Source organism: Fictibacillus phosphorivorans (genome assembly GCF_001629705.1).
GTDB lineage: Bacteria > Bacillota > Bacilli > Bacillales > Fictibacillaceae > Fictibacillus > Fictibacillus phosphorivorans_A.
In genome coordinates, this window is the sequence record NZ_CP015378.1 from 1,082,443 (window position 1) to 1,101,500 (window position 19,058).

Sequence of the window (19,058 nt, forward strand, 5' to 3'; positions counted from 1 at the left end):
TTTAACACATAGGATGTGCTAATATGCCTTATTCACAGATAAAAAAATGGCGTGAAGATAAGTGGGAAGAACACCAATATTCGTCTCATGCTTTAAATGATTTTCATGATGAATTGATGAAAAATGTCTTTGATGCTGCTTTACAAAAACATGTTGCTGAGTGTGGTCCTGTTCCTTGCCGTTACGCATGGTTTGTGATGGGAAGTGCAGGTAGATTTGAACAAGCGATCATCTCCGATCAAGATCATGGATTGGTGTATGAAGAAGAAAATAATGAAACCAACCAATACTTTATTACGTTCGGTAAAGAATTAGCGAAAGGATTAAACGAAGTTGGTTATCCATATTGTGATGGAAATGTAATGAGTTCAAATCCCATTTGGAGTAAATCATTAAAAGAATGGGAAGTGCAGTTAAAAAAGTGGCTGACTGAAGAAAGTTTTGAAAGTATCAGATTTCTTTTAATTTTTTATGATGCACGCGTGCTTATTGGAGACGATGTTTTTTGCAAGAAACTTAAACATCTCATTCATGACTATATTAAGAAGAATCCTCGTTTTTTAGAGCGTTTGTTAGAAAATACACAGCATGTAAAAAAAGCGGTAGGAATTTTCCATCAATTTTTAACAGAATCTCATGGATCGCATGCAGGAAGTATCGATTTAAAGCAATCGGGTTTCTTTCCTTATGTGAATAATGTGCGCCTGCTCGCTATGAAGGAGAATCTTGAAAGTACCTCTACCCTTTCAAGACTGAAGGATCTATATAGCATGTCGAACTATAAAGAAGACCTTTGTTGGTGTTCGGGGGAATTTGAAAAGCTCCTTCAATACAGGTTGCAATTTCATAGAAAAACAACAGAAAACTATGACGACATTCACTATTTAAATATTAAAGAACTCAATAAAGATGAAAGAAAAGATATGAAGCATATTCTGCTGAACGGACAAAAATTACAAAATTACACACAGTCTGTCATTAAGGGAACGATCGAAACATGAAGGTGAACCCGCTTATTCAATTTATGAAGCAAGTCCAAGGGAAGATCAATTCAAGTGTTTATGCCTCATTACAGGGACAATCAAGTCCTCAGCATGTTGCGTTCCTAAGGCAGCTTCAAAAGGAAATGAAAGTGGAGGAAAGTTTAACGATTCCTTTTGATGAATTGAATGTAGTCGTTTTCGATCTTGAAACGACTGGTTTTTTTCCTGAACAAGGTAATCAGATTCTGTCAATCGGTGCAGTGAAAGTAAAAGGTGGAGAGGTGCAGTGTGAAGACACATTTTATTCTCTTGCGCAATGTACGGGTGAACTTTCTCCTGAGATTAAAGAACTTACTGGAATAGATGATAGTGATCTTCAACATGCTCCTTCATTATCAAAAGTGCTAGTGGATTTTTATGAGTTTGCAAGAGGTCATGTCCTCGTGGCTCACCATGCGAGTCATGAGAAGAAGTTTCTTCAACACTATAATTGGAAACTATTTCGAAGTCAGTTTAAGCACCGTATAGTCGATACTTCATTTTTACTAAAAATTGTTGAACCAGAATCTAATCTTGTTCGGTTAGAAGATTGTTGTGAACATTGCAATATACCGGTAACAGACCGCCATCATGCATTAGGAGATGCTAAGATGACGGCAGAGCTTTGGAGTGTTTATGTAGCCCGTGTTCAGGAATTAGGATTAAAAAATTTACGAGAAGTCTATGAGCGACTCTCTAGATAAAACAGCTGGCACCATGTAAGGGGGAGCCAGCTGTTTTTTAATTTCTCATATTAAATTGGGCGTTGATCTGTCCGCGTATCATTTTATTACGATCGTCGCGTTTCTGCTTTTTCGTAAGTTCCTTTTTAATCTCGTATGTTTGAACACCATCTTCAATTTGATCAGCGATTTCCATAAGACGTTCTACATCTGAAAAAGAGTACTTGCGCGTACCTTTGCCTGTTCGTTCAGGGAAGATAAGTTTCCTCTCTTCATAGTAGCGAATCTTACGTTCGGATAGTCCTGTGAGTTCACTGATAATACCGATGGATATGACTTTCTTATCTTTATAAGACGATTTATCAACAGACATGACGATCCTCCTAGTTTAAAAAGTACTAACCGAACAATTCTAAATATTGTTATTTATTATATCATAACGATGTAAGGTTTTCTTACATATATTTTATTCCATTGCTATTTTGTATGTGAACACAATTTTTGTTATATCGTTTTTAGTAGAATGGTATCGGTAAATAGATAGGTATAAATTAAGTTGAAAAAATATTCAGACATATGACATAATAGGCAGATGTTCCGTTGAAAGCGTTTTATTTTAAGGAGAAGGAGGAGCTGAATATTGAACAATGAATTGAATTTAAACAATGAACTTACAACTGCTGCTGGAGTTGGTAACGATCCTTTACCGCCTCAAACAATGGGTCAAAAATTAAAAATGATCGGCCCAGGGTTTGTAGTAGCGGCAACAGGTGTAGGTACAGCAGATTTAGTAACTGCCATTGTAATCGGTACCTCATTCGGCATGACTTTTGTATGGGCGATCGTGATCGGTTCTATTTTAAAGTATTTCCTGAACGAGGGAGTTGGAAGGTGGTACCTCGCGACAGGGCAAACGATTCTACAAGGTTGGCATTCGCTTGGAAAATGGGCGACAGGATATTTTGGTGTCTATTCGGTCATATGGGGTTACATTTATGGAGCTACTGCAGCCATGACTTGTGGATTAGGGATGCATGCGATGCTTCCTATCATGCCAATATGGGCTTGGGCAATCATTCATTCGTTATTAGGTTTTGCACTTGTTTGGACGGGTCGTTATTTGCTCTTTGAAAGAATAATGACAGTATTGATCGGTGTTATGTTTATTACGATTATTGGTACATCTTTGCTCTTTTTACCTACGATCGGAGAATTTGCAGGTGGATTTGTACCGAAAATGCCAGACGGGTCGCTCATGTTAGCACTCGGATTAATAGGAGGCGTCGGTGGCACGATTACTATGGCTTCTTATGGCTATTGGCTGCGGGAAAAGAATTGGAAAGGGAAAGAATTTGTACCCATTATGAGACTTGATACGAAAGCGGCGTATGTCATAACAGGACTCTTCACGATGGCTGCACTCGTAATCGGAGCTAAGTTCTTATTTGGTACAGATGTAAAGTTAGAAGGAGACCAAGGTCTTCTTAACCTTGCAGAACTGCTAGGACAAGAATTCGGAACACCATTACGTTGGTTATTCCTAATCGCGTTCTGGTCTGCTGCTTTCACTTCACTTCTTGGCGTTTGGAACGGTGTGCCGTATTTGTTTGCGGACTTTTTAAGAACCATTAAGACAAAGAAGGAAGACTTACATTCCGTTAAGCCAGTTACAGAAAAAGATAAGTCATATCGGGCTTATCTAGCATGGCTGACATTTCCGCCTATGCTGATCTTCTTTTTTGGAAAGCCTGTTCAGCTGATCATTATATATGGTGTACTAGGTGCATTGTTCATGCCGTTTCTTGCGATTTCACTCATTATCTTATTAAATTCAAAAAAAGTTGATGCGGAATATCGCAATAAGTGGTTAACCAACGCCGTCTTGATCGGGTGTCTACTCATGTTTGCATTCTTAGGATTAAATGAGTTGCAGAAGTTGTTTTAAAATAAGGAGGGCCCTGCTTTGAATAAGAATATCGGAAAAGTTGTAGGTTTTGAACTTAGCAGTCAAGAACCAGAAAAAGCAGTGAATTTCTATCGCAATGTATTTGGGTGGAAGATAGCAGAACCTCAATGGGATTATTGGACAGCTACAACTACTGATGGTGAAGATAAGAGTATTAATGGTGGAATCGCTAAAGGTCCACAAGATTTTCCACATGGAACTCGTATTCAAATAGAAGTTGAAGTTATTGATGATGCGATTGAGCACGCCGTTGAAAACGGAGCAACTATAGTAAGAGAAAAGATGGAATTTGAAGAGTTTTATCTGGCTTACCTTAATGATCCAACAGGTATAGGTTTTGGTTTAATACAAAATAAAAAATAAAATACGAACAATTAAAGCTCAGAGTCTGCTCTGAGCTTTTAAAATGTAAATGGACTATTGAACAAACACCTTTATGGGTTTAGATAAGGAGTTTTGTATTTCAATTATCTATTATCTCAACACTGTACAATCAGAAAAGGAGAAGTAAAACAGGGGATTTGCTAAGTATGTAGAAGGTTATGATATAGAAGCTTTCACTTCAAAATTTTATATATAAAAAGGAGCTAATTATGTACGAGCAAAAGACAAAAGAAACCGATCAGAGTGTTGTAGCGTTTATTGAGAATGTGGATAGTCCAAAAAAGAGAGAAGATGCTTATAAGTTGCTGAATCTCTTTTCAGAAACGACTGGATTTGAAGCGAAGATGTGGGGACCAAGTATTATTGGATTCGGCTCGTATCATTACAAATACAAGACAGGACATGAAGGGGATGCACCACTTGTTGGCTTCTCACCAAGAAAAGCTAAGGTCAGTCTGTATTTTGCCCCAGGAGATCCCACTCGTGCTGAATTGCTTCAGAACTTCGGTAAACATACAACAGGTGCCGCTTGTGTTTATATTAATAAATTAGCTGACGTAGATGAAGATGTGTTAAAAAAACTGATCAATAATTCGGTTGCTTTCTTGTTAAAAACGTATCCTCAAGAATAGTGATCTATACGAGGAATAATTGAAACGTTTCCGTGCGCTTATCGGGTTTACATCCTGAATTAAAATAGGATATTTAAAAAGGAGTCCAACATTGGACTCCTTCTTTTAATTAATGTTTTTTATGACAGCCGCAGCTTTTCTTCTTTTTCTTCTTCTTACACTTCTTACATTTTAGATAGATATAGCTTGAAGAAGACTCGCATTTATCTTTTTTCCAAGAACCCATTTAAATCACCCCATTATTTTCACAACACCTTTGTTTGGTGTTGGTAATCTATTCTATGCAGGATGCGGACAAGTTGATTAGACATCAAGACGGGTCAAAACGTACATTTTTTTATAACCTTGCCGTATGTAATGTTTTGTAAAACATGCTATCATAAAGCAAAACAGTAGGAGTTGATTGAAAATTGAAACAAGAAATAATGGATCGGTTTATTACATACGTAAAAGTAGATACACAATCAGATGGAAGAAGTGAAACGACTCCATCCACAGAAGGTCAGTGGACACTAGCAAACATGCTTGTTGAAGAATTAAAAGAAATTGGCATGGAGGAAGTAACGGTAGACGAAAACGGGTATGTTATGGCTACATTACCATCCAATTCCACTAAAGACATTCCGGTCATTGGCTTTCTTGCACATGTGGATACAGCTACTGATTTTACAGGAACGAACGTTAAACCGCAGATTGTTGAAAACTATGATGGAGAAACGATTATTTTAAATAAAGACTTACATATTGAATTGTCTCCAAATGATTTTCCTAGTTTACAAGGTTATAAAGGACACACATTGATCACTACGGACGGAACAACATTACTTGGTGCCGATAATAAAGCAGGTATCGCTGAAATCATGACGGCGATGAAGTATTTGATCGAACATCCGGAGATTAAGCATGGAAAGATCAGAGTGGCATTTACACCAGATGAAGAGATCGGACGAGGTCCTCATAAATTTGATGTAGCTGCGTTTGGAGCAAAGTATGCTTACACGATGGATGGGGGTCCTTTAGGTGAATTAGAGTATGAGAGCTTTAACGCTGCTAGTGCTAGAATTCGTATTTTAGGAAAGAACATTCATCCTGGATCTGCAAAGAATCAGATGGTTAATGCAGCAAAAATTGCGATGGAATTGAACGCAAAGCTTCCTGTTGAAGAGTCACCTGAACATACAGAAGGTTACGAAGGTTTCTATCATTTAACGGGTCTAAAGGGTGATGTAGAACAAACGGATATGTCTTACATCATCCGAGACCATGACAAAGAACTTTTCCAAAAGAGAAAAGATAGAATACAAGAAATCGTGGATGAACTGCGTGAAAAGTATGGACAAGACAAGATTCAATTACAGATGAACGATACGTACTACAATATGAAAGAAAAGATCGAACCCGTAAAAGAGATTGTTGATCTTGCTTCAGAAGCGATGAAAAAACTAAATATCGAACCGAACATCAAACCAATCCGAGGGGGGACAGATGGATCTCAACTGTCGTTTATGGGTCTACCGACTCCGAACATCTTTACTGGCGGAGAAAACTATCATGGTCGTCACGAATATATCTCGGTTGATAATATGGTCAAAGCGACTCACGTCATCATTGAACTTGTGCAGTTGTTTGAACAGAAAACATAATCTATAAGCTAACCAATCGTCTTTGGTTAGCTTTTATCTTTCACTAGGGGGAGTAAAGATGTTAGCGCAAGGTGTTGTCATTCATGAAGGCCAGATACTATTAGTACAGCAAAAAGTGAAACGTGGAGACATCGTATGGAATTTTCCAGGTGGCGGAGTAGAGGAAGGGGAAAACTTTGAACAAGCATGTATACGAGAAGTGTTGGAAGAAACGGGCTATACCGTAAAAATAATAAAATCCCTGATTCATAGGAAAGAAAAACAAACATTTCTTTGTGAACTCATTTCAGGAACGCTTACCATCGAGGACGATGAAGACATTCTTGATGTCCGATGGATTGATCTGAATGATGAAACATATTTTGATGCTGTATCAAAACCTGTAGTTGAAATGGTATTAAAGACTATGGAGGTTGTGTAAATGAGCTATCCAATTCGTGTTAGGGCAGGTGCTTTGATTATTGAGAACGATGCTATTCTGTTAATTGAGTTTCATGATGAGAACGGTCTTCATTACAACTTACCATCAGGTGGTGTTGAAGAAAATGAGTCTGTAAAAGAAGCAGCAAAACGCGAAGCGAGAGAAGAGGCATCAATCGAAGTAAATGTCGGTCCACTCGCATTCACCTATGAGTATGCACCACATCTGACTGATAATAGATATGGAACAACGCATTCACTAGGACTTATGTTTGAGTGCACTCGTATAGGAGACTCCCAACCTAAATTGCCGGTTAAGCCAGATCCTAACCAAACTGGTGTAAAATGGATTTCACTTGAGGATTTAGAACAAATTACGTTGTACCCCAAAATCCAAAGACATATAAAAGCGTATATAGATCAGAAACAGTACAATGCTTTTATTGAAGAACATACTCTGGAGAAATACGAAAAGGTATGATAAACACATTTATAAAATTCTGAAAAAAGCTGTCATTGTAATCAAAAAATCTTTATACTAATACATATATATAAATAAACTAATCAGTCGTTTTTATTAATCGATTTAAGGAGGATTCAAATGGAGTCTTATTTTTTTGAACGTAATCGTAGCCGCTTAAAAGAATTGGTGCCCGATGAATCATTAACGATTCTTTTTGCAGGAAAAGCGCCGCAAAAATCAGCAGATGAACAATACCCATTCACGCCTAACCGTAATTTTTATTATATATCAGGGATTTCGGAACAGAACGTGATCCTCGTGCTAAAAAAGAGCGGTGAAAAATTTGAAGAAACACTTTTTATCGAAAAAGCTGATCCGGTCATGGAAAAGTGGGTCGGGAAAACCGTTTCTAAAGAGGAAGCAGAGCATCAATCTGGGATAAAAGATATTAGATATGTGGAAAGCTTTGAATCGTTTGTTGCTAGTCAGTTCTTCACGAATCAAGCTCAGCATGTTTGTTTAGATCTAGAACGCCGTGGGTGGACAGGTGCCCCATCTGAAACATCACAATTCGCAAAGCATATTCGAGAACATTATCCGCATGTGACGATTCACAACGTATATCATGAAGTTACTGAACTGCGTGTGTTCAAAACGACAGAAGAGATTCAAAAGATTAAAGAAGCGATCTCCATTACGAAAGAAGGCATCTATAATGTGCTGAAACACGCGAAAGCTGGAATGAAGGAGAATCAACTTGAAGCACATTTTGATTTTACTTTAAAATCCAACGGAGTTCGTGATTTCGCGTTTAAGACGATTACGGCAAGCGGAAAAAATGCTACGATTCTTCATTATGAGCATAATAGCGCACAAACGAATCCCGGTGAGCTCGTTCTTCTCGATCTAGGAGCACAAAAGGATTATTATAACGCGGATATCAGTTATACGTTCCCAGTAGATGGGAAGTTTACAGAACGTCAAAAGGTTCTCTACAATATCGTACTTAAAGCGCTAAAAGAAACAACGGCTATCATTAAGCCAGGTCTCGCCTTTGCCGAACTTAATAATCATACGAAAAAAGTGTTAGCAGAAGAGTGCAGACGTATCGGTTTGATTCAAAATGATGATGAGATCTCTAACTATTATTATCATGGTGTGAGCCATTTTCTTGGACTTGATACACATGATGTTGGTTCGTACAAAGATCGCATCTTAGAGCCTGGAATGGTCATAACGATAGAGCCTGGACTTTATATCGAGGATGAAGCGATCGGTATTCGAATTGAGGATGACATCTTAGTAACAGAAGATGGATTCGAGAACTTATCCAAAGATATTTTCCGTGAAGTAGAGGAAATTGAGGAGTTTATGGCTACACAAGGTGTTCATGAGGTAAAAGCTTAATAGGTTTTGAAAAAAGAGGTCCTTTGTCAAAGGCCTCTTTTTTTATGCTCTTTTCTAAAGGCTGTTTCGTATTCATTGTTGCTTTTGACAGTTTTTGATTTCCGTTGCAGATGCTCGCTTTCCGCGGGGCAGGCGGTGAGCCACATTCGTACGTTTCACTTTTAAGTGTCTCACCTGGCTAGTTGCAGTGGCTAGCCCCTCGAGGTCAAAAGGTGAACGGTCAATAAGGCAAAATGCGCCTTCCTAGCCCATTCACCTTTTGCTTGTCGGGGCTGGACGAGCCACTTCCACTTTTCTGACTGCCCGCCTTAAGAAGTTCCTTGCTCCTGCGTCTACAAGTGATGCTTCGTAGTAAGCTTCCTCGTCGCATGCCTTGCAAGGAGTATCTCATGTGGTAGGCACGCACCTTCCACTACAATCAAAGTCAAAGAAGAAAATAATAAAGACTTAAAAGCAACAATTTTTAAGAAAATAGCCTTTTTTTTCTCGTTTTTCTTGAGATTCATAGCTTTCAATACATACATAAAAAAATATACAAAATTTCTTCAATATTTGTACGTGAGTTGGACAAAAAAAGGGAAACAATAAATTACCAATAAAAAGAATGAACCAAACGAAGAGAAGTAACGTTAGCTTAGTGGAGGGTGAGTATACGATGAAAAAAATGAGAATGTTGGTTTGGGTAGTGCTGTTATTATTCGTGTCAGCATGTTCCCCATCAACGGATGCAGCAAAAGAATCTAATACCATATTAAAAAAAAATTGGCGAGAAATTGAAGAGACCACTAAGAACAAGACAGTCAGAATGTACATGTGGGGTGGAGACACAGGGATCAATCGTTATATGGATGATTGGGTCGCTCCGCGGTTAAAGAAAGAATACAACATTACATTGAAACGAGTACCGATGGATGCTCCTGAATTCTTAAAAAAGCTATCGAATGAAAAAAGAGCAGGGAAAGATGATGGAAATATCGATATCATCTGGATCAATGGTGAGAATTTCAAGAATGCAAAAGACAATGGACTGTTGTTTGGTCCTTTTGTTGCTAAAATGCCAAACTACAAAAAATATGTGGATGCTAAATCATTAGATATACAATATGACTTTGGAACAAAAACAGAGGGCTTAGAAGCGCCTTGGGGAAAAGTGCAGTTCGTTTATCAATATGATGAAAAAAAGGTGCCAAATCCACCTCAATCATTTGAAGAATTAGCTCAATGGGTAAAAGAAAATCCAGGGAGATTTACTTACCCTGATCCAACGGATTTCACAGGAAATGCATTTGTTCGTCAACTATTTTATGAATCTAGTGGAAACGTAAAAAACATTTTGGACAGTGGGTATGATGAGGATTTTGCCCAGAAAAATAGTGTGAAGATGTGGGATTATTTGAATGAGATCAAACCTTATTTATGGAGAGAGGGGAAGACATATCCGAATAATTTAACAGAACTTGATCGTTTGTACAGCAAAGGTGAAGTATATATAACGATGGGTTATAACGAGGCACGAGCTGAGAAATTAATGAAACAAAGTGTGTTCCCCGCATCAACAAGATCGTTCGTTATGAAATCAGGTTCTTTAGGAAATGCTCACTTTTTAGGGATTCCTTTTAATAGTCCCAACAAAGAAGGTGCGATGACAGCTATTAATTTTATGCTATCTCCCGAAGCTCAGCTAACAAAATTAGACTCGGAATTTTGGGGTGAAAATATGTCACTTGATCCGGCACGACTTTCTGCAGCAGATCAAAAGAAACTTAAAATCATCAAACGTGGAAAATCGGTTTTGCCTGCTGAAACACTAAAAAAATATTTGCAGCCAGAAGTAGATTCAGAGTATGTTGCATGGCTGAAGGAGAATTGGGTTAATGAAGTGGTTCAGAACAAGTAATCCATATGTACTTATGGCTCCGGCTGTTCTAATAACCATTCTTCTCCTCGGCTATGGAATAGTAATGGCGTTTCTAGAGAGTATCAAGTATTACAATCAACCAACCTTAAATGTATATCGAGAGCTGTTTAGTGATGAAATCTTTATCACATCTATCCTATACAGTCTCCGAATAGCTTTTATATCAACAGTTCTTTCCATTCTAATCGGGCTGATTATCGTTAGATCACTATATCCGATGCTAAAAAGTAAGTTTCCGAAGCTAATCGCTTGGATGCCTATGGTCTTTCCTCATTTTGTATGGGGATATATGCTGTTTCTACTATTTTCCCAAACCGGTTATATTTCTTCGTTATTAAATGGAATGGGACTACTTGACCGGCCGGATGAGTTTCCTATTCTGTTCAAAGATTCTTTTGGAATAGGTATCATCATCACTTACGTGTGGAAAGAGGTGCCTTTTGTCATTCTGATGCTTCTTCCAGTATATGAACAGCTATCGAACGCTCAAAAAGAGCTTGTGTATACCCTTGGAGGAAGAAGGTGGGACGTATTCTGGCATGTTGAGAGACCGTACGTTTTTCCTGTCATGTTAGAAACGTTTTTTATCATCTTTGCTTTTGTTGTTTCCGCTTATGAAGTTCCTGCACTCCTAGGAGCAACATACCCTAAGATGATTCCTGTCATCAGCTATGACTGGTTCTTTGGATCAGATTGGACAAAACAGCCGTACGCTTTTGCTGCAATGTTTCTTTTGACCCTATTTATTCTTCTTGTTGTGTTTTTAACATACGTGTTCACAAGGAAAGGAAGGATCCACTTAGCTCAAAGCTCTGGGTCATTTCACGATTTACAGACAGAAAATAGTAAGTATTCAAGAGTCGGATTTTTTACTATGGTAGGGCTCACGTTGCTGCCTATATTAATACTAGTGTTGACCAGTTTTGTCCAAAGGTGGGAATATGGAGAGCTCTTTCCAAGCTCATTAACGACCCGAGGCTGGCACGAAATGTTATGGCATAGCTCAAAATTTACAGAGGCGATCTATACTTCGTTAGGCATTAGCTTGCTAGTATTATTGTTGAATCTATTGATTGGACTTCCGGCTGCGAAAGGCTTGGCGTTTCATATCTTCCAAGGTAAAAGTGTGGTAGAGACGTTATTATTGTCTCCTATCTTAATACCTTCTATTGTAATTGCGCTTGGTGTACATCTAACTTTTATTAAACTTGGAATTGCTAATCATTGGACAGGAGTAGTCATTGTCCATCTATTACCAACTCTTCCTTACACGATAAAAGTGTTGCGCGCAGGATTTGAGCGAGTCGGAAAAAGACAGGAGGAAATTGCGGTTTCTCTTGGTGGAGGTACATGGGCGGTATTCCGAAATATTTATTTGCCGCAGCTGATTCCGAGTATCAGGAGTGTTGTTTTTCTTGTTACTGTGATTTCACTCGGACAGTATTTTTTAACAGCACTTATCGGCGGTGGAGAAGTTAACACGATGGCAATCATATTCTTTCCTTATTTTCAAACAACAAATGACGCAGTGATCGCAAGTTTTTCGATTTTGTTTGCATTGATACCTATAGCGGTGTGGCTTTTAATAGAAGGTGCTCTAAGACTAATTATTCCAAAACAACCGAGGTGAAGAATGGAATCTCATTTTATCGAATTAAGTGATATCAGGAAAGTTTACAAGGATAAAGAAGTACTGAACTTGAATCAACTGAGTGTAAGAAAGGGAGAGATTATTTCCGTAGTCGGTCCTTCGGGTACTGGGAAATCTACTTTACTCCGACTGATTGCCGGATTAGAGAAGACAGACAGTGGAGAGATTGTGATCGATGGTGAACATTTAACAAACGTACCTCCACAACAAAGGCCGGTAGTATATATGTTTCAAGAATCACTTCTGTTTCCGCATATGAACGTTTTAGAAAATGTAGCTTTCGGGTTAAAGATGGCAAAAGTCAGTAAAAATAAGAGATATGATAAAAGTAAAGAAATGATGAAAAGAGTGGGTTTAGAAGGTTTAGAATCCCATTTTCCTCATGAGATTTCTGGCGGTCAGAAACAACGTGCAGCTTTGGCAAGGTCTCTGATCGTACATCCTAAAGTTCTATTATTGGACGAACCTTTCTCAAGTCTAGATACGGAACTTCGAAAAGAGACGAGGAGATGGATCAAACATCTATTAAAATCGGAAAACATAACCGTTTTGTTCGTAACGCATGATTTGGAGGAAGCGATGGCTCTTGGGGATCGTGTAGCCGTGTTAAATGAGGGTAAGCTCCAACAACTCGATAGTCCACATGTTTTATATGAATCTCCCGTTAATTCGTTTGTAGCTTCGTTTCTTCAAGGGGGAATTTGGACAGAAGAGCGCTTCATCCCCGTAAGCCGTCTTAAGATGGGAAGAAATGAAGATCAGAGTGGAAGAAAAGCTGAAGTGATCGAAACGTATTATCAAGACGGGAAGTTTCATAGTGTCTTATCTATTGAACATTCAGAGGCTGTTATTACATTAACATCTCCAGAAAAGGTGAATATAGGTGAGCAAGTAAAGGTCTACGAAGGATAAGTGGTTTTAAGATTGGAGAAATAAGAGATGAAGAAGACGTTTTTCTTTATTATATTTTTTGTTTTTTTGGTTGTTTCACTCATTGTTTTGAATCAAACGGTTCTAGACGTTACTCCACAATCAGTTCGTAGATGGATCTTAACAATGGGAGCTGTGGCACCTTTCGTATACGTTTTATTGTATTCCATCAGACCTTTTGTTTTGTTTCCTGCTTCTGTTCTTTCTTTGACAGGGGGGTTAGCATTCGGACCGGTTTGGGGGTTTGTTCTTACTCTTATAGGAGCTACGACTGGAGCTCTCCTTGCTTTTATTACAGCAAGAAAGATAGGAGCTCGTCGAATTGAATCTAGATGGGGAAGGAAACTGAGCAAATTACAGAACATGCTAGAAAAGAATGGATTTTTAGTTATCATCCTTCTTCGGCTTATTCCGATTTTTCATTTTGACTTGATTTGTTATGCGGCGGGGATGTCTAAAGTCAAAGGCATCCAATTCTTTTTCGGGACATTAATAGGCATTGTTCCAGGAACATTTGCTTATACGTTCCTAGGAGCGAGCACGACAGCTGATACTTCAACCATCCTTTATATCGCAATTATTCTATTCATTATCATTACAGTTCTTCCCGTACTATATAAAAAACAGATCAAACGATACTTATCGGTAGAAGATCAGAAGTGAGGAGAAGTAAATGCTAGATACTCATGCAAGAAAGTATGTGCAGCCGACTATTCTGAGTACGGCAAAACTATTATTGAAAGTGGGACTCAGTGCGAATCAAGTTACTTGGATCGCTTTTATCATTGGGGCTTCATCTGGTGTGTGGATCTATCTTGAGCGGCCGATCCTTGCTGTATGTGTTCTATGGTTTTCAGGATTTCTCGATGCAGTTGATGGTACGATGGCACGACTTACAAAACCTTCTCCATGGGGAACTGTATTAGATATTACCTTTGATCGGATTGTTGAGATTAGTGTGATCATTGGGTTAGCGATAGCTTTTCCTGATTCGCAGCTTCCACTTTTGCTCTTATCCGTGTCAATTATTGTATCGATGACAATCTTTCTAACAGTAGGAGCAGTGAGTGAGAAGCAAGGTATGAAGTCATTCTACTATCAAGCAGGATTAGCTGAACGGACAGAAGGGTTTATCTTGTTCAGTCTTATGATCTTATTCTCTGAATATTTGACCCTCATAACATTACTATTTTTTGTGATTGAACTTTATACAGCTTTGCAAAGATTGCTTGAAGCTAAGAAAATCTTGCAACACAAGGAGAGAGAGATGTGAAGAAGTATGATGTTGTTATTATCGGTGGAGGTGCTGGTGGGCTTACGGTAGCTTCTGGAGCTAGCTCTCTTGGAGCGAAAGTAGCTCTAATTGAAAAAGAACGGCATCTAGGTGGTGATTGTCTTCACGTTGGCTGCGTACCTTCAAAAGCTTTTATACAAGCTTCCAAGGATATTTATACTGCCAGAAGCAAAGGGAAGGAACTTGGTCTAGATGTTTCTGGATCTGTTGATTTAGGAAAGGTAAATGAACGTGTACAGCAATCCATAATTGCGATTCAAAAGCATGATAGTGATGAACGGTTTACGTCACTAGGTGTCGATCTCTATAAGGGAGCGGGAACATTCACTTCGGCAAACACTGTGAGAGTTGATGATCAAGAGATATACGGGAAAAGGATTGTTATTGCTACTGGCTCACGACCTCTTATACCGCCGATAGAAGGTTTAAATGATGCAGGATTTTGGACGAACGAAAACTTATTTAAGCAAAAAGAATTGCCAGAGAACCTTCTTGTAGTTGGCGGTGGCGCCATAGGCCTAGAACTATCGCAAGCTCTATCACGTTTAGGTTCCAAAGTGACAATTGTTGAAAAGGGAAAGAAACTCCTATCAACAGAGGATGAAAGCATCCAAAAAGCTGCGGTTTACATATTGGAGAAGGAGTTAACGATTCATTTAAATTCAGAAGTAAAAAAAGTACAGATAACATCAAACGGAAGAAAAAGGGTCACGATTCACAAAGGTAATGAGCATTATACAGAGGAATATGATCAGATTCTTTTGGCTGTCGGCAGAAAACCGAATAGTGAACGTTTGAATCTGAATGCTGCGGGGGTATTTCAGGATGAGCGAGGATTTATCCCAACAAATGAAAAGTTGCAGACGAATGTACCTCATATCTTTGCAATCGGAGACATTAACGGCAAATTCGCTTTTACACATGTAGCTGGGGAAGAAGGGAAAGTTGTCGTTCAGAATGCAATACTTGGTGTACCTAAGAAAATGAGCTACAATCACATCCCCTGGAACATTTATATCCAACCTGAGATCTTTCATGTAGGCATGACGGAACAACAAGCGAGAAAGTTTGGAATTAAGTTTTCGGTTTATGAAGTTCCTTTAACAGATGTTGATCGGTTTATCTCAGATCAAGAAGCGGACGGGTTAATAAAAATTATTACCGACCAGAATGGTAAGATCATAGGTGCGCATGCAATAGGGAATGGTAGTGGTGATTGGATGCAGGCAGTTGTTTTTGCAATGAAAAAAGGGAGAAAGATAGGAGACCTTTCACAGATGATCTATCCATATCCCAATCATGCAGCCGCCATCAAACGAACCGCTGATCTATACTGGAGGAGCAAGTTGTTTAGCGGAACAATACCAAAACTAACAAAAAAGTACATTAGTTGGTTTAGATAGAATAAAACGAGCAGAAAATGTTCTGCTCGTTTTATTCTTGAGAACATAACCTAGCGGATTGAACTAAAGATGTTTGTTCATAAATTTACGATCGATTCTATTCTTTAAGCTCCAAGCCCATTTTCCATAAATAACGAGGTCTCCATAAGTAAATAAACCGTGTTTTTCACCGGTCGAAAGAATAGAAACGAACTTTTTTGGGGGTTTGAAAGGTACTAGTGGTCTTCCTGTGATCAAACGCTTGATATTTTTCCATAAGAAAGGCCCTTGTCTAACTGCATAGACACCATTCTTTGGAAGATTAGGATAACCCGCCAAAGACACACAATCGCCAGCTCCAAACACATAAGGATAATCAGCGTTCTGTAGTGTGTCATCAACGAGTAAATACCCATTTGCATCAGTAGAAAGCAATGCTTGTTGAAATAGAGAGCTTGCTTTTGGTCCGGTTACGGGCATGATAGCTGAATATTTTATCTCTGTATCCTTATCAGTAATGATGATGCTGTTCTTCAATTTCTCTATCTGTTCATTTTCGTAGTATACGAGATTATGATATTTAGCAATTTCTCGAATTTTCTCTGTCGCTTTGTTTCCATAAGAATGAAGAAGTGGCGATGAACTGATCAAGGTTACCGGATTCTTCAAACTTTGCTTTTTACGCCAAGCGGATGTCGAAAATGCCAGCTCTACTCCAGCAGAACCTCCTCCGATGATAACTGGGCTTTCGCTTGAACGAAATTCTTTGATCTGCTCTGTAAAGCGGTAGTTTGGTTTAATGTTTAATCCAACATTTTGGGTTAAGTCTGATGCAACTCCAGAACCAATATCGAAAGAAACCACATCAAAAGAATAGATTCCGCCTGAAAAACCCAACAACACTTTCTGCATGGGGTCAAAAGAGATGATGGTGTCCTCTATAAACGAGACAGAAGCTCGAGTGCATAACGATTCTAAATCGATCCGAATTTCATCTTCATCATATAGGCCTTCTGTAAATCCCGAAAACATTCCTGAATAATATTGAAATTTTGACGATGTAATAAGTGTAACTTGTAAATCACTAATTTCTTCATGTAAAAGACTGCGTAGTATGGAAAGATGAGCATGTCCACCACCGATTAATAAAAGCTTTGTCAAAATGAACACTCCAGTTATATTGATGAGTAACTTTCTTAATCATATAAGTACGATGTGGATAGTGCGAATGATTTGTATGTTTAAAGATAAAAAAAGATAAATGTAACAAATAAGTTGGAAATTATGTTAGTTTTTGGATGTATTATATGGTACTTTACTAGATGGTGATAAAAATGATAATTGTTAAACAGCTTTTTGCTAATCTTGCAATCTTAGTCGCACTATTATTTCTGTATACCCAAATTAAGAAAGATCCACCACTTAGAATGAGTTCTTCGATAAAGAAGAAGCTCACGACAGGAGTGGCGGGGGGATTGTTCAGTAATATCCTCATGCAGTACAGCATTCCAATCGGTACAACGTTGATCGATCTCCGACATATTCCGATTATTCTACTAGCCTATTTCGGTGGAGCAGTGCCGGCATTAGTAGGAATGGTCTTAGTCATCGCAGGGCGATTTTTAATAGGGATTAATATTTCTTCTTATACGTCTAGTCTCTTAATGTTAGCGGTTACCTTGTTTTCAATCGTAATAGCAAGAACAAACTTAAGCCATCAGATAAAAAAATGGTCCATGCTCACTTTTGCTAATCTACTAACAACTCTTTTATTTTTCTATCTGATTGAGGACCAACAGTTGCTGCTATATTTAATTCCTGGATATTGGTTCGTGTCCTTTCTCTCCGGTTATGTAGCGTTTCAGGTACTACAAATTTTATTTAAGAGTCAGATGATGTTTGATAAGTATAAGGCTGAGTCAACGATTGATCCATTGACAGGGTTGAATAACGTTAGGAAATTTGATGAAGTATTTAATAGTTGTATGGCAGATCTTGAAAAGAAGAAGAAGCTATCATTGCTTTATATTGATATTGATTTCTTTAAGAAAATTAATGATACATATGGACACTCAGAAGGTGATGTTGTCTTAAAAGATCTAGGATTAATTTTAAGGTCATGCGCAAGACCAACCGATATCGTGAGTAGGAACGGCGGAGAAGAATTTACAGTATTGCTCGTAGACAGTTCACTGGAACAAGCAAAAAAAGTTGCGGAGAGAATTAGATCCACAGTCGAACATCATGCCTTTCTCTTAAACAGCGGAACTGAAGTGAACATCACGGTTTCTGTAGGCTTATCTAACTTCCCAGAAACAACAACGAATGGAAGTATGATGATTAAAGACGCAGACAAAGCATTGTATGAAGCGAAGAGAACAGGCAGAAATAAAGTATGTACAGCTAATCAATAGTAGATTGATAAAAGGAACGAAGAAATTATCGTTCCTTTTTTTCTAGAATGAAACAGTATTGTTATTGTTATTGATCCCAGGTGGACCGATGGCGACGACACTAATATTCCTGCAATCAATAATAAAAGTGCGTGTAACCTCCAAATTGTCTACATAGGAAAAGTAGGCACAACAGGAATTTTTATCGAATTTTAATAATTGGAATATGGTTGAGCCTTCCTGTAATTCCCCTGTAAGACGAATAGGGTCTCGTGTTCCTTTATTTAAAAGAAAAATAGATGGATTAACACTGGGATCACAATTAGTAGAAATCTGCTCTGATAATTCTTTTAAAACACAACAGGCACATCCGCTGCACTTTGAATGGTTTGAACAGCCACAGTTTTTTAACATACATGCTCCCCCTATCTATTGAAGCGGTACAATTCCACTAATTTCATGACAGTCAACTGCGACTTGCAATGTAACGGTATTTTGTTCAATTCTAATTTCAAAGAATGCGCAGCAACTCTCTGAATCAAACCTAAGGAAACGAAAAGGAATAGGTGTTTCTCCAACTGGCTGATTTTCCCCTTTAGGAAGAATATAAAAAAACTGATTATTTACCGTACATCCATCTGTACACTCTTCGTTTAATCTTCGAAAAAGTTCACATATACAGCCATCACAATTATTCTCATCATTCTTATTATCATGATAATGAGATGGATGATGCTGTGAGAATAAACTGTTTTTGGATTGCTTCATCATCAGATCCTCCCCTAAGTTAATCTCGAGAATAGTGTATGCATAGGCAACTGCGGAGTGACAAAATAGATGGATATGTAAGATTATAAGGAGGGGAAAGGA

Annotated in this window: 20 protein-coding genes; 16 read left to right on the top strand and 4 right to left on the bottom strand. The window is 38.3% G+C overall.

The annotated features are described in order from the left end of the window. Window positions 1–23: 23 nt before the first annotated feature. Together ABE65_RS05525 and ABE65_RS05530 are read left to right on the top strand one after the other, a co-directional pair. Window positions 24–1,001: a DUF294 nucleotidyltransferase-like domain-containing protein gene (locus ABE65_RS05525; protein ID WP_066392208.1), complete on the top strand. Its 978-nt coding sequence runs from the start codon at window positions 24–26 to the stop codon at window positions 999–1,001. Next, window positions 998–1,726, top strand: coding sequence for an exonuclease domain-containing protein (locus ABE65_RS05530; protein ID WP_066392210.1), 729 nt, complete (start codon window positions 998–1,000; stop codon window positions 1,724–1,726). The genes ABE65_RS05525 and ABE65_RS05530 overlap by 4 nt, the downstream gene beginning before the upstream one ends. Before the next feature lie 37 nt (window positions 1,727–1,763). Here the strand turns inward: ABE65_RS05530 and ABE65_RS05535 are convergent, their stop codons facing one another. Next, the gene (locus ABE65_RS05535) at window positions 1,764–2,078 is read right to left on the bottom strand and encodes a MerR family transcriptional regulator (protein WP_066392216.1); all 315 of its coding nucleotides are present in this window, start codon (window positions 2,076–2,078) and stop codon (window positions 1,764–1,766) included. Window positions 2,079–2,345: 267 nt separating this feature from the next. Between ABE65_RS05535 and ABE65_RS05540 the strand changes: the two genes are divergently transcribed. The 13 genes from ABE65_RS05540 to ABE65_RS05600 all read left to right on the top strand — a co-directional run bounded on the left by ABE65_RS05540 (window position 2,346) and on the right by ABE65_RS05600 (window position 15,816). Next, window positions 2,346–3,650, top strand: a complete 1,305-nt coding sequence (locus tag ABE65_RS05540) for an Nramp family divalent metal transporter (RefSeq protein WP_330998120.1) — start codon at window positions 2,346–2,348, stop codon at window positions 3,648–3,650. A gap of 30 nt (window positions 3,651–3,680) precedes the next feature. Further along, entirely contained in the window at window positions 3,681–4,034 is a 354-nt protein-coding gene (locus tag ABE65_RS05545) for a VOC family protein (protein WP_066399795.1), read from the top strand. Between the two features lie 230 nt (window positions 4,035–4,264). Continuing rightward, window positions 4,265–4,687, top strand: coding sequence for a DUF1801 domain-containing protein (locus ABE65_RS05550; protein ID WP_066392217.1), 423 nt, complete (start codon window positions 4,265–4,267; stop codon window positions 4,685–4,687). A 410-nt stretch (window positions 4,688–5,097) separates the two neighbouring features. Continuing rightward, the gene (gene pepT, locus ABE65_RS05555; RefSeq protein ID WP_066392219.1) at window positions 5,098–6,330 is read left to right on the top strand and encodes a peptidase T; all 1,233 of its coding nucleotides are present in this window, start codon (window positions 5,098–5,100) and stop codon (window positions 6,328–6,330) included. Between the two features lie 58 nt (window positions 6,331–6,388). Further along, entirely contained in the window at window positions 6,389–6,751 is a 363-nt protein-coding gene (locus tag ABE65_RS05560; protein ID WP_066392220.1) for an NUDIX hydrolase, read from the top strand. Beyond that, window positions 6,752–7,231, top strand: coding sequence for an NUDIX domain-containing protein (locus ABE65_RS05565; protein ID WP_066392221.1), 480 nt, complete (start codon window positions 6,752–6,754; stop codon window positions 7,229–7,231). Window positions 7,232–7,351: 120 nt separating this feature from the next. Then, window positions 7,352–8,620: an aminopeptidase P family protein gene (locus tag ABE65_RS05570; RefSeq protein WP_066392227.1), complete on the top strand. Its 1,269-nt coding sequence runs from the start codon at window positions 7,352–7,354 to the stop codon at window positions 8,618–8,620. Between the two features lie 655 nt (window positions 8,621–9,275). Next, complete coding sequence (locus ABE65_RS05575) at window positions 9,276–10,517, top strand: ABC transporter substrate-binding protein (protein WP_066392228.1); 1,242 nt, start codon at window positions 9,276–9,278, stop codon at window positions 10,515–10,517. Further along, window positions 10,495–12,168, top strand: a complete 1,674-nt coding sequence (locus ABE65_RS21445) for an ABC transporter permease (protein ID WP_082861302.1) — start codon at window positions 10,495–10,497, stop codon at window positions 12,166–12,168. The genes ABE65_RS05575 and ABE65_RS21445 overlap by 23 nt, the downstream gene beginning before the upstream one ends. 3 nt (window positions 12,169–12,171) lie before the next feature. Continuing rightward, complete coding sequence (locus ABE65_RS05585) at window positions 12,172–13,101, top strand: ABC transporter ATP-binding protein (RefSeq protein ID WP_066392230.1); 930 nt, start codon at window positions 12,172–12,174, stop codon at window positions 13,099–13,101. A gap of 27 nt (window positions 13,102–13,128) precedes the next feature. Continuing rightward, window positions 13,129–13,782 carry a TVP38/TMEM64 family protein gene (locus ABE65_RS05590; protein ID WP_066392231.1) on the top strand — a complete coding sequence of 218 codons (654 nt, stop codon included), beginning with the start codon at window positions 13,129–13,131 and terminating at the stop codon, window positions 13,780–13,782. A 10-nt stretch (window positions 13,783–13,792) separates the two neighbouring features. After that, complete coding sequence (locus tag ABE65_RS05595) at window positions 13,793–14,392, top strand: CDP-alcohol phosphatidyltransferase family protein (protein WP_066392232.1); 600 nt, start codon at window positions 13,793–13,795, stop codon at window positions 14,390–14,392. Next, window positions 14,389–15,816 (top strand): dihydrolipoyl dehydrogenase family protein, encoded by a 1,428-nt coding sequence (locus ABE65_RS05600; protein ID WP_066392233.1) that lies wholly within the window; start codon window positions 14,389–14,391, stop codon window positions 15,814–15,816. Before ABE65_RS05595 ends, ABE65_RS05600 begins: the two co-directional genes overlap by 4 nt. A gap of 63 nt (window positions 15,817–15,879) precedes the next feature. On the opposite strand, the gene ABE65_RS05605 is transcribed toward ABE65_RS05600, so the two are convergent. Continuing rightward, a complete protein-coding gene (locus tag ABE65_RS05605) occupies window positions 15,880–16,956 on the bottom strand; it encodes an FAD-dependent oxidoreductase (RefSeq protein ID WP_082861303.1) in 1,077 nt (358 codons plus the stop codon). Window positions 16,957–17,129: 173 nt separating this feature from the next. Between ABE65_RS05605 and ABE65_RS05610 the strand changes: the two genes are divergently transcribed. Next, entirely contained in the window at window positions 17,130–18,209 is a 1,080-nt protein-coding gene (locus ABE65_RS05610; RefSeq protein WP_231887855.1) for a diguanylate cyclase, read from the top strand. A gap of 42 nt (window positions 18,210–18,251) precedes the next feature. Here ABE65_RS05610 and ABE65_RS21770 read toward each other — a convergent pair whose 3' ends face one another. Then, window positions 18,252–18,602, bottom strand: a complete 351-nt coding sequence (locus ABE65_RS21770; RefSeq protein ID WP_156499124.1) for a hypothetical protein — start codon at window positions 18,600–18,602, stop codon at window positions 18,252–18,254. A gap of 15 nt (window positions 18,603–18,617) precedes the next feature. After that, complete coding sequence (locus tag ABE65_RS05615; RefSeq protein WP_156499125.1) at window positions 18,618–18,959, bottom strand: hypothetical protein; 342 nt, start codon at window positions 18,957–18,959, stop codon at window positions 18,618–18,620. Window positions 18,960–19,058: the final 99 nt, after the last annotated feature.

Bases quoted from the DNA above. Each gene is read 5' to 3' on its own strand.
- ABE65_RS05585 (WP_066392230.1), top strand. From the start codon at position 12,172: ATGGAATCTCATTTTATCGAATTAAGTGATATCAGGAAAGTTTACAAG.
- ABE65_RS05570 (WP_066392227.1), top strand. From the start codon at position 7,352: ATGGAGTCTTATTTTTTTGAACGTAATCGTAGCCGCTTAAAAGAATTG.
- ABE65_RS05595 (WP_066392232.1), top strand. From the start codon at position 13,793: ATGCTAGATACTCATGCAAGAAAGTATGTGCAGCCGACTATTCTGAGT.
- ABE65_RS05610 (WP_231887855.1), top strand. From the start codon at position 17,130: ATGATAATTGTTAAACAGCTTTTTGCTAATCTTGCAATCTTAGTCGCA.
- ABE65_RS05615 (WP_156499125.1), bottom strand. From the start codon at position 18,959: ATGATGAAGCAATCCAAAAACAGTTTATTCTCACAGCATCATCCATCT.
- ABE65_RS05590 (WP_066392231.1), top strand. From the start codon at position 13,129: ATGAAGAAGACGTTTTTCTTTATTATATTTTTTGTTTTTTTGGTTGTT.
- ABE65_RS05575 (WP_066392228.1), top strand. From the start codon at position 9,276: ATGAAAAAAATGAGAATGTTGGTTTGGGTAGTGCTGTTATTATTCGTG.
- ABE65_RS05550 (WP_066392217.1), top strand. From the start codon at position 4,265: ATGTACGAGCAAAAGACAAAAGAAACCGATCAGAGTGTTGTAGCGTTT.
- ABE65_RS05565 (WP_066392221.1), top strand. From the start codon at position 6,752: ATGAGCTATCCAATTCGTGTTAGGGCAGGTGCTTTGATTATTGAGAAC.
- ABE65_RS05530 (WP_066392210.1), top strand. From the start codon at position 998: ATGAAGGTGAACCCGCTTATTCAATTTATGAAGCAAGTCCAAGGGAAG.
- ABE65_RS05535 (WP_066392216.1), bottom strand. From the start codon at position 2,078: ATGTCTGTTGATAAATCGTCTTATAAAGATAAGAAAGTCATATCCATC.
- ABE65_RS05525 (WP_066392208.1), top strand. From the start codon at position 24: ATGCCTTATTCACAGATAAAAAAATGGCGTGAAGATAAGTGGGAAGAA.
- ABE65_RS21770 (WP_156499124.1), bottom strand. From the start codon at position 18,602: ATGTTAAAAAACTGTGGCTGTTCAAACCATTCAAAGTGCAGCGGATGT.
- ABE65_RS21445 (WP_082861302.1), top strand. From the start codon at position 10,495: ATGAAGTGGTTCAGAACAAGTAATCCATATGTACTTATGGCTCCGGCT.
- ABE65_RS05560 (WP_066392220.1), top strand. From the start codon at position 6,389: ATGTTAGCGCAAGGTGTTGTCATTCATGAAGGCCAGATACTATTAGTA.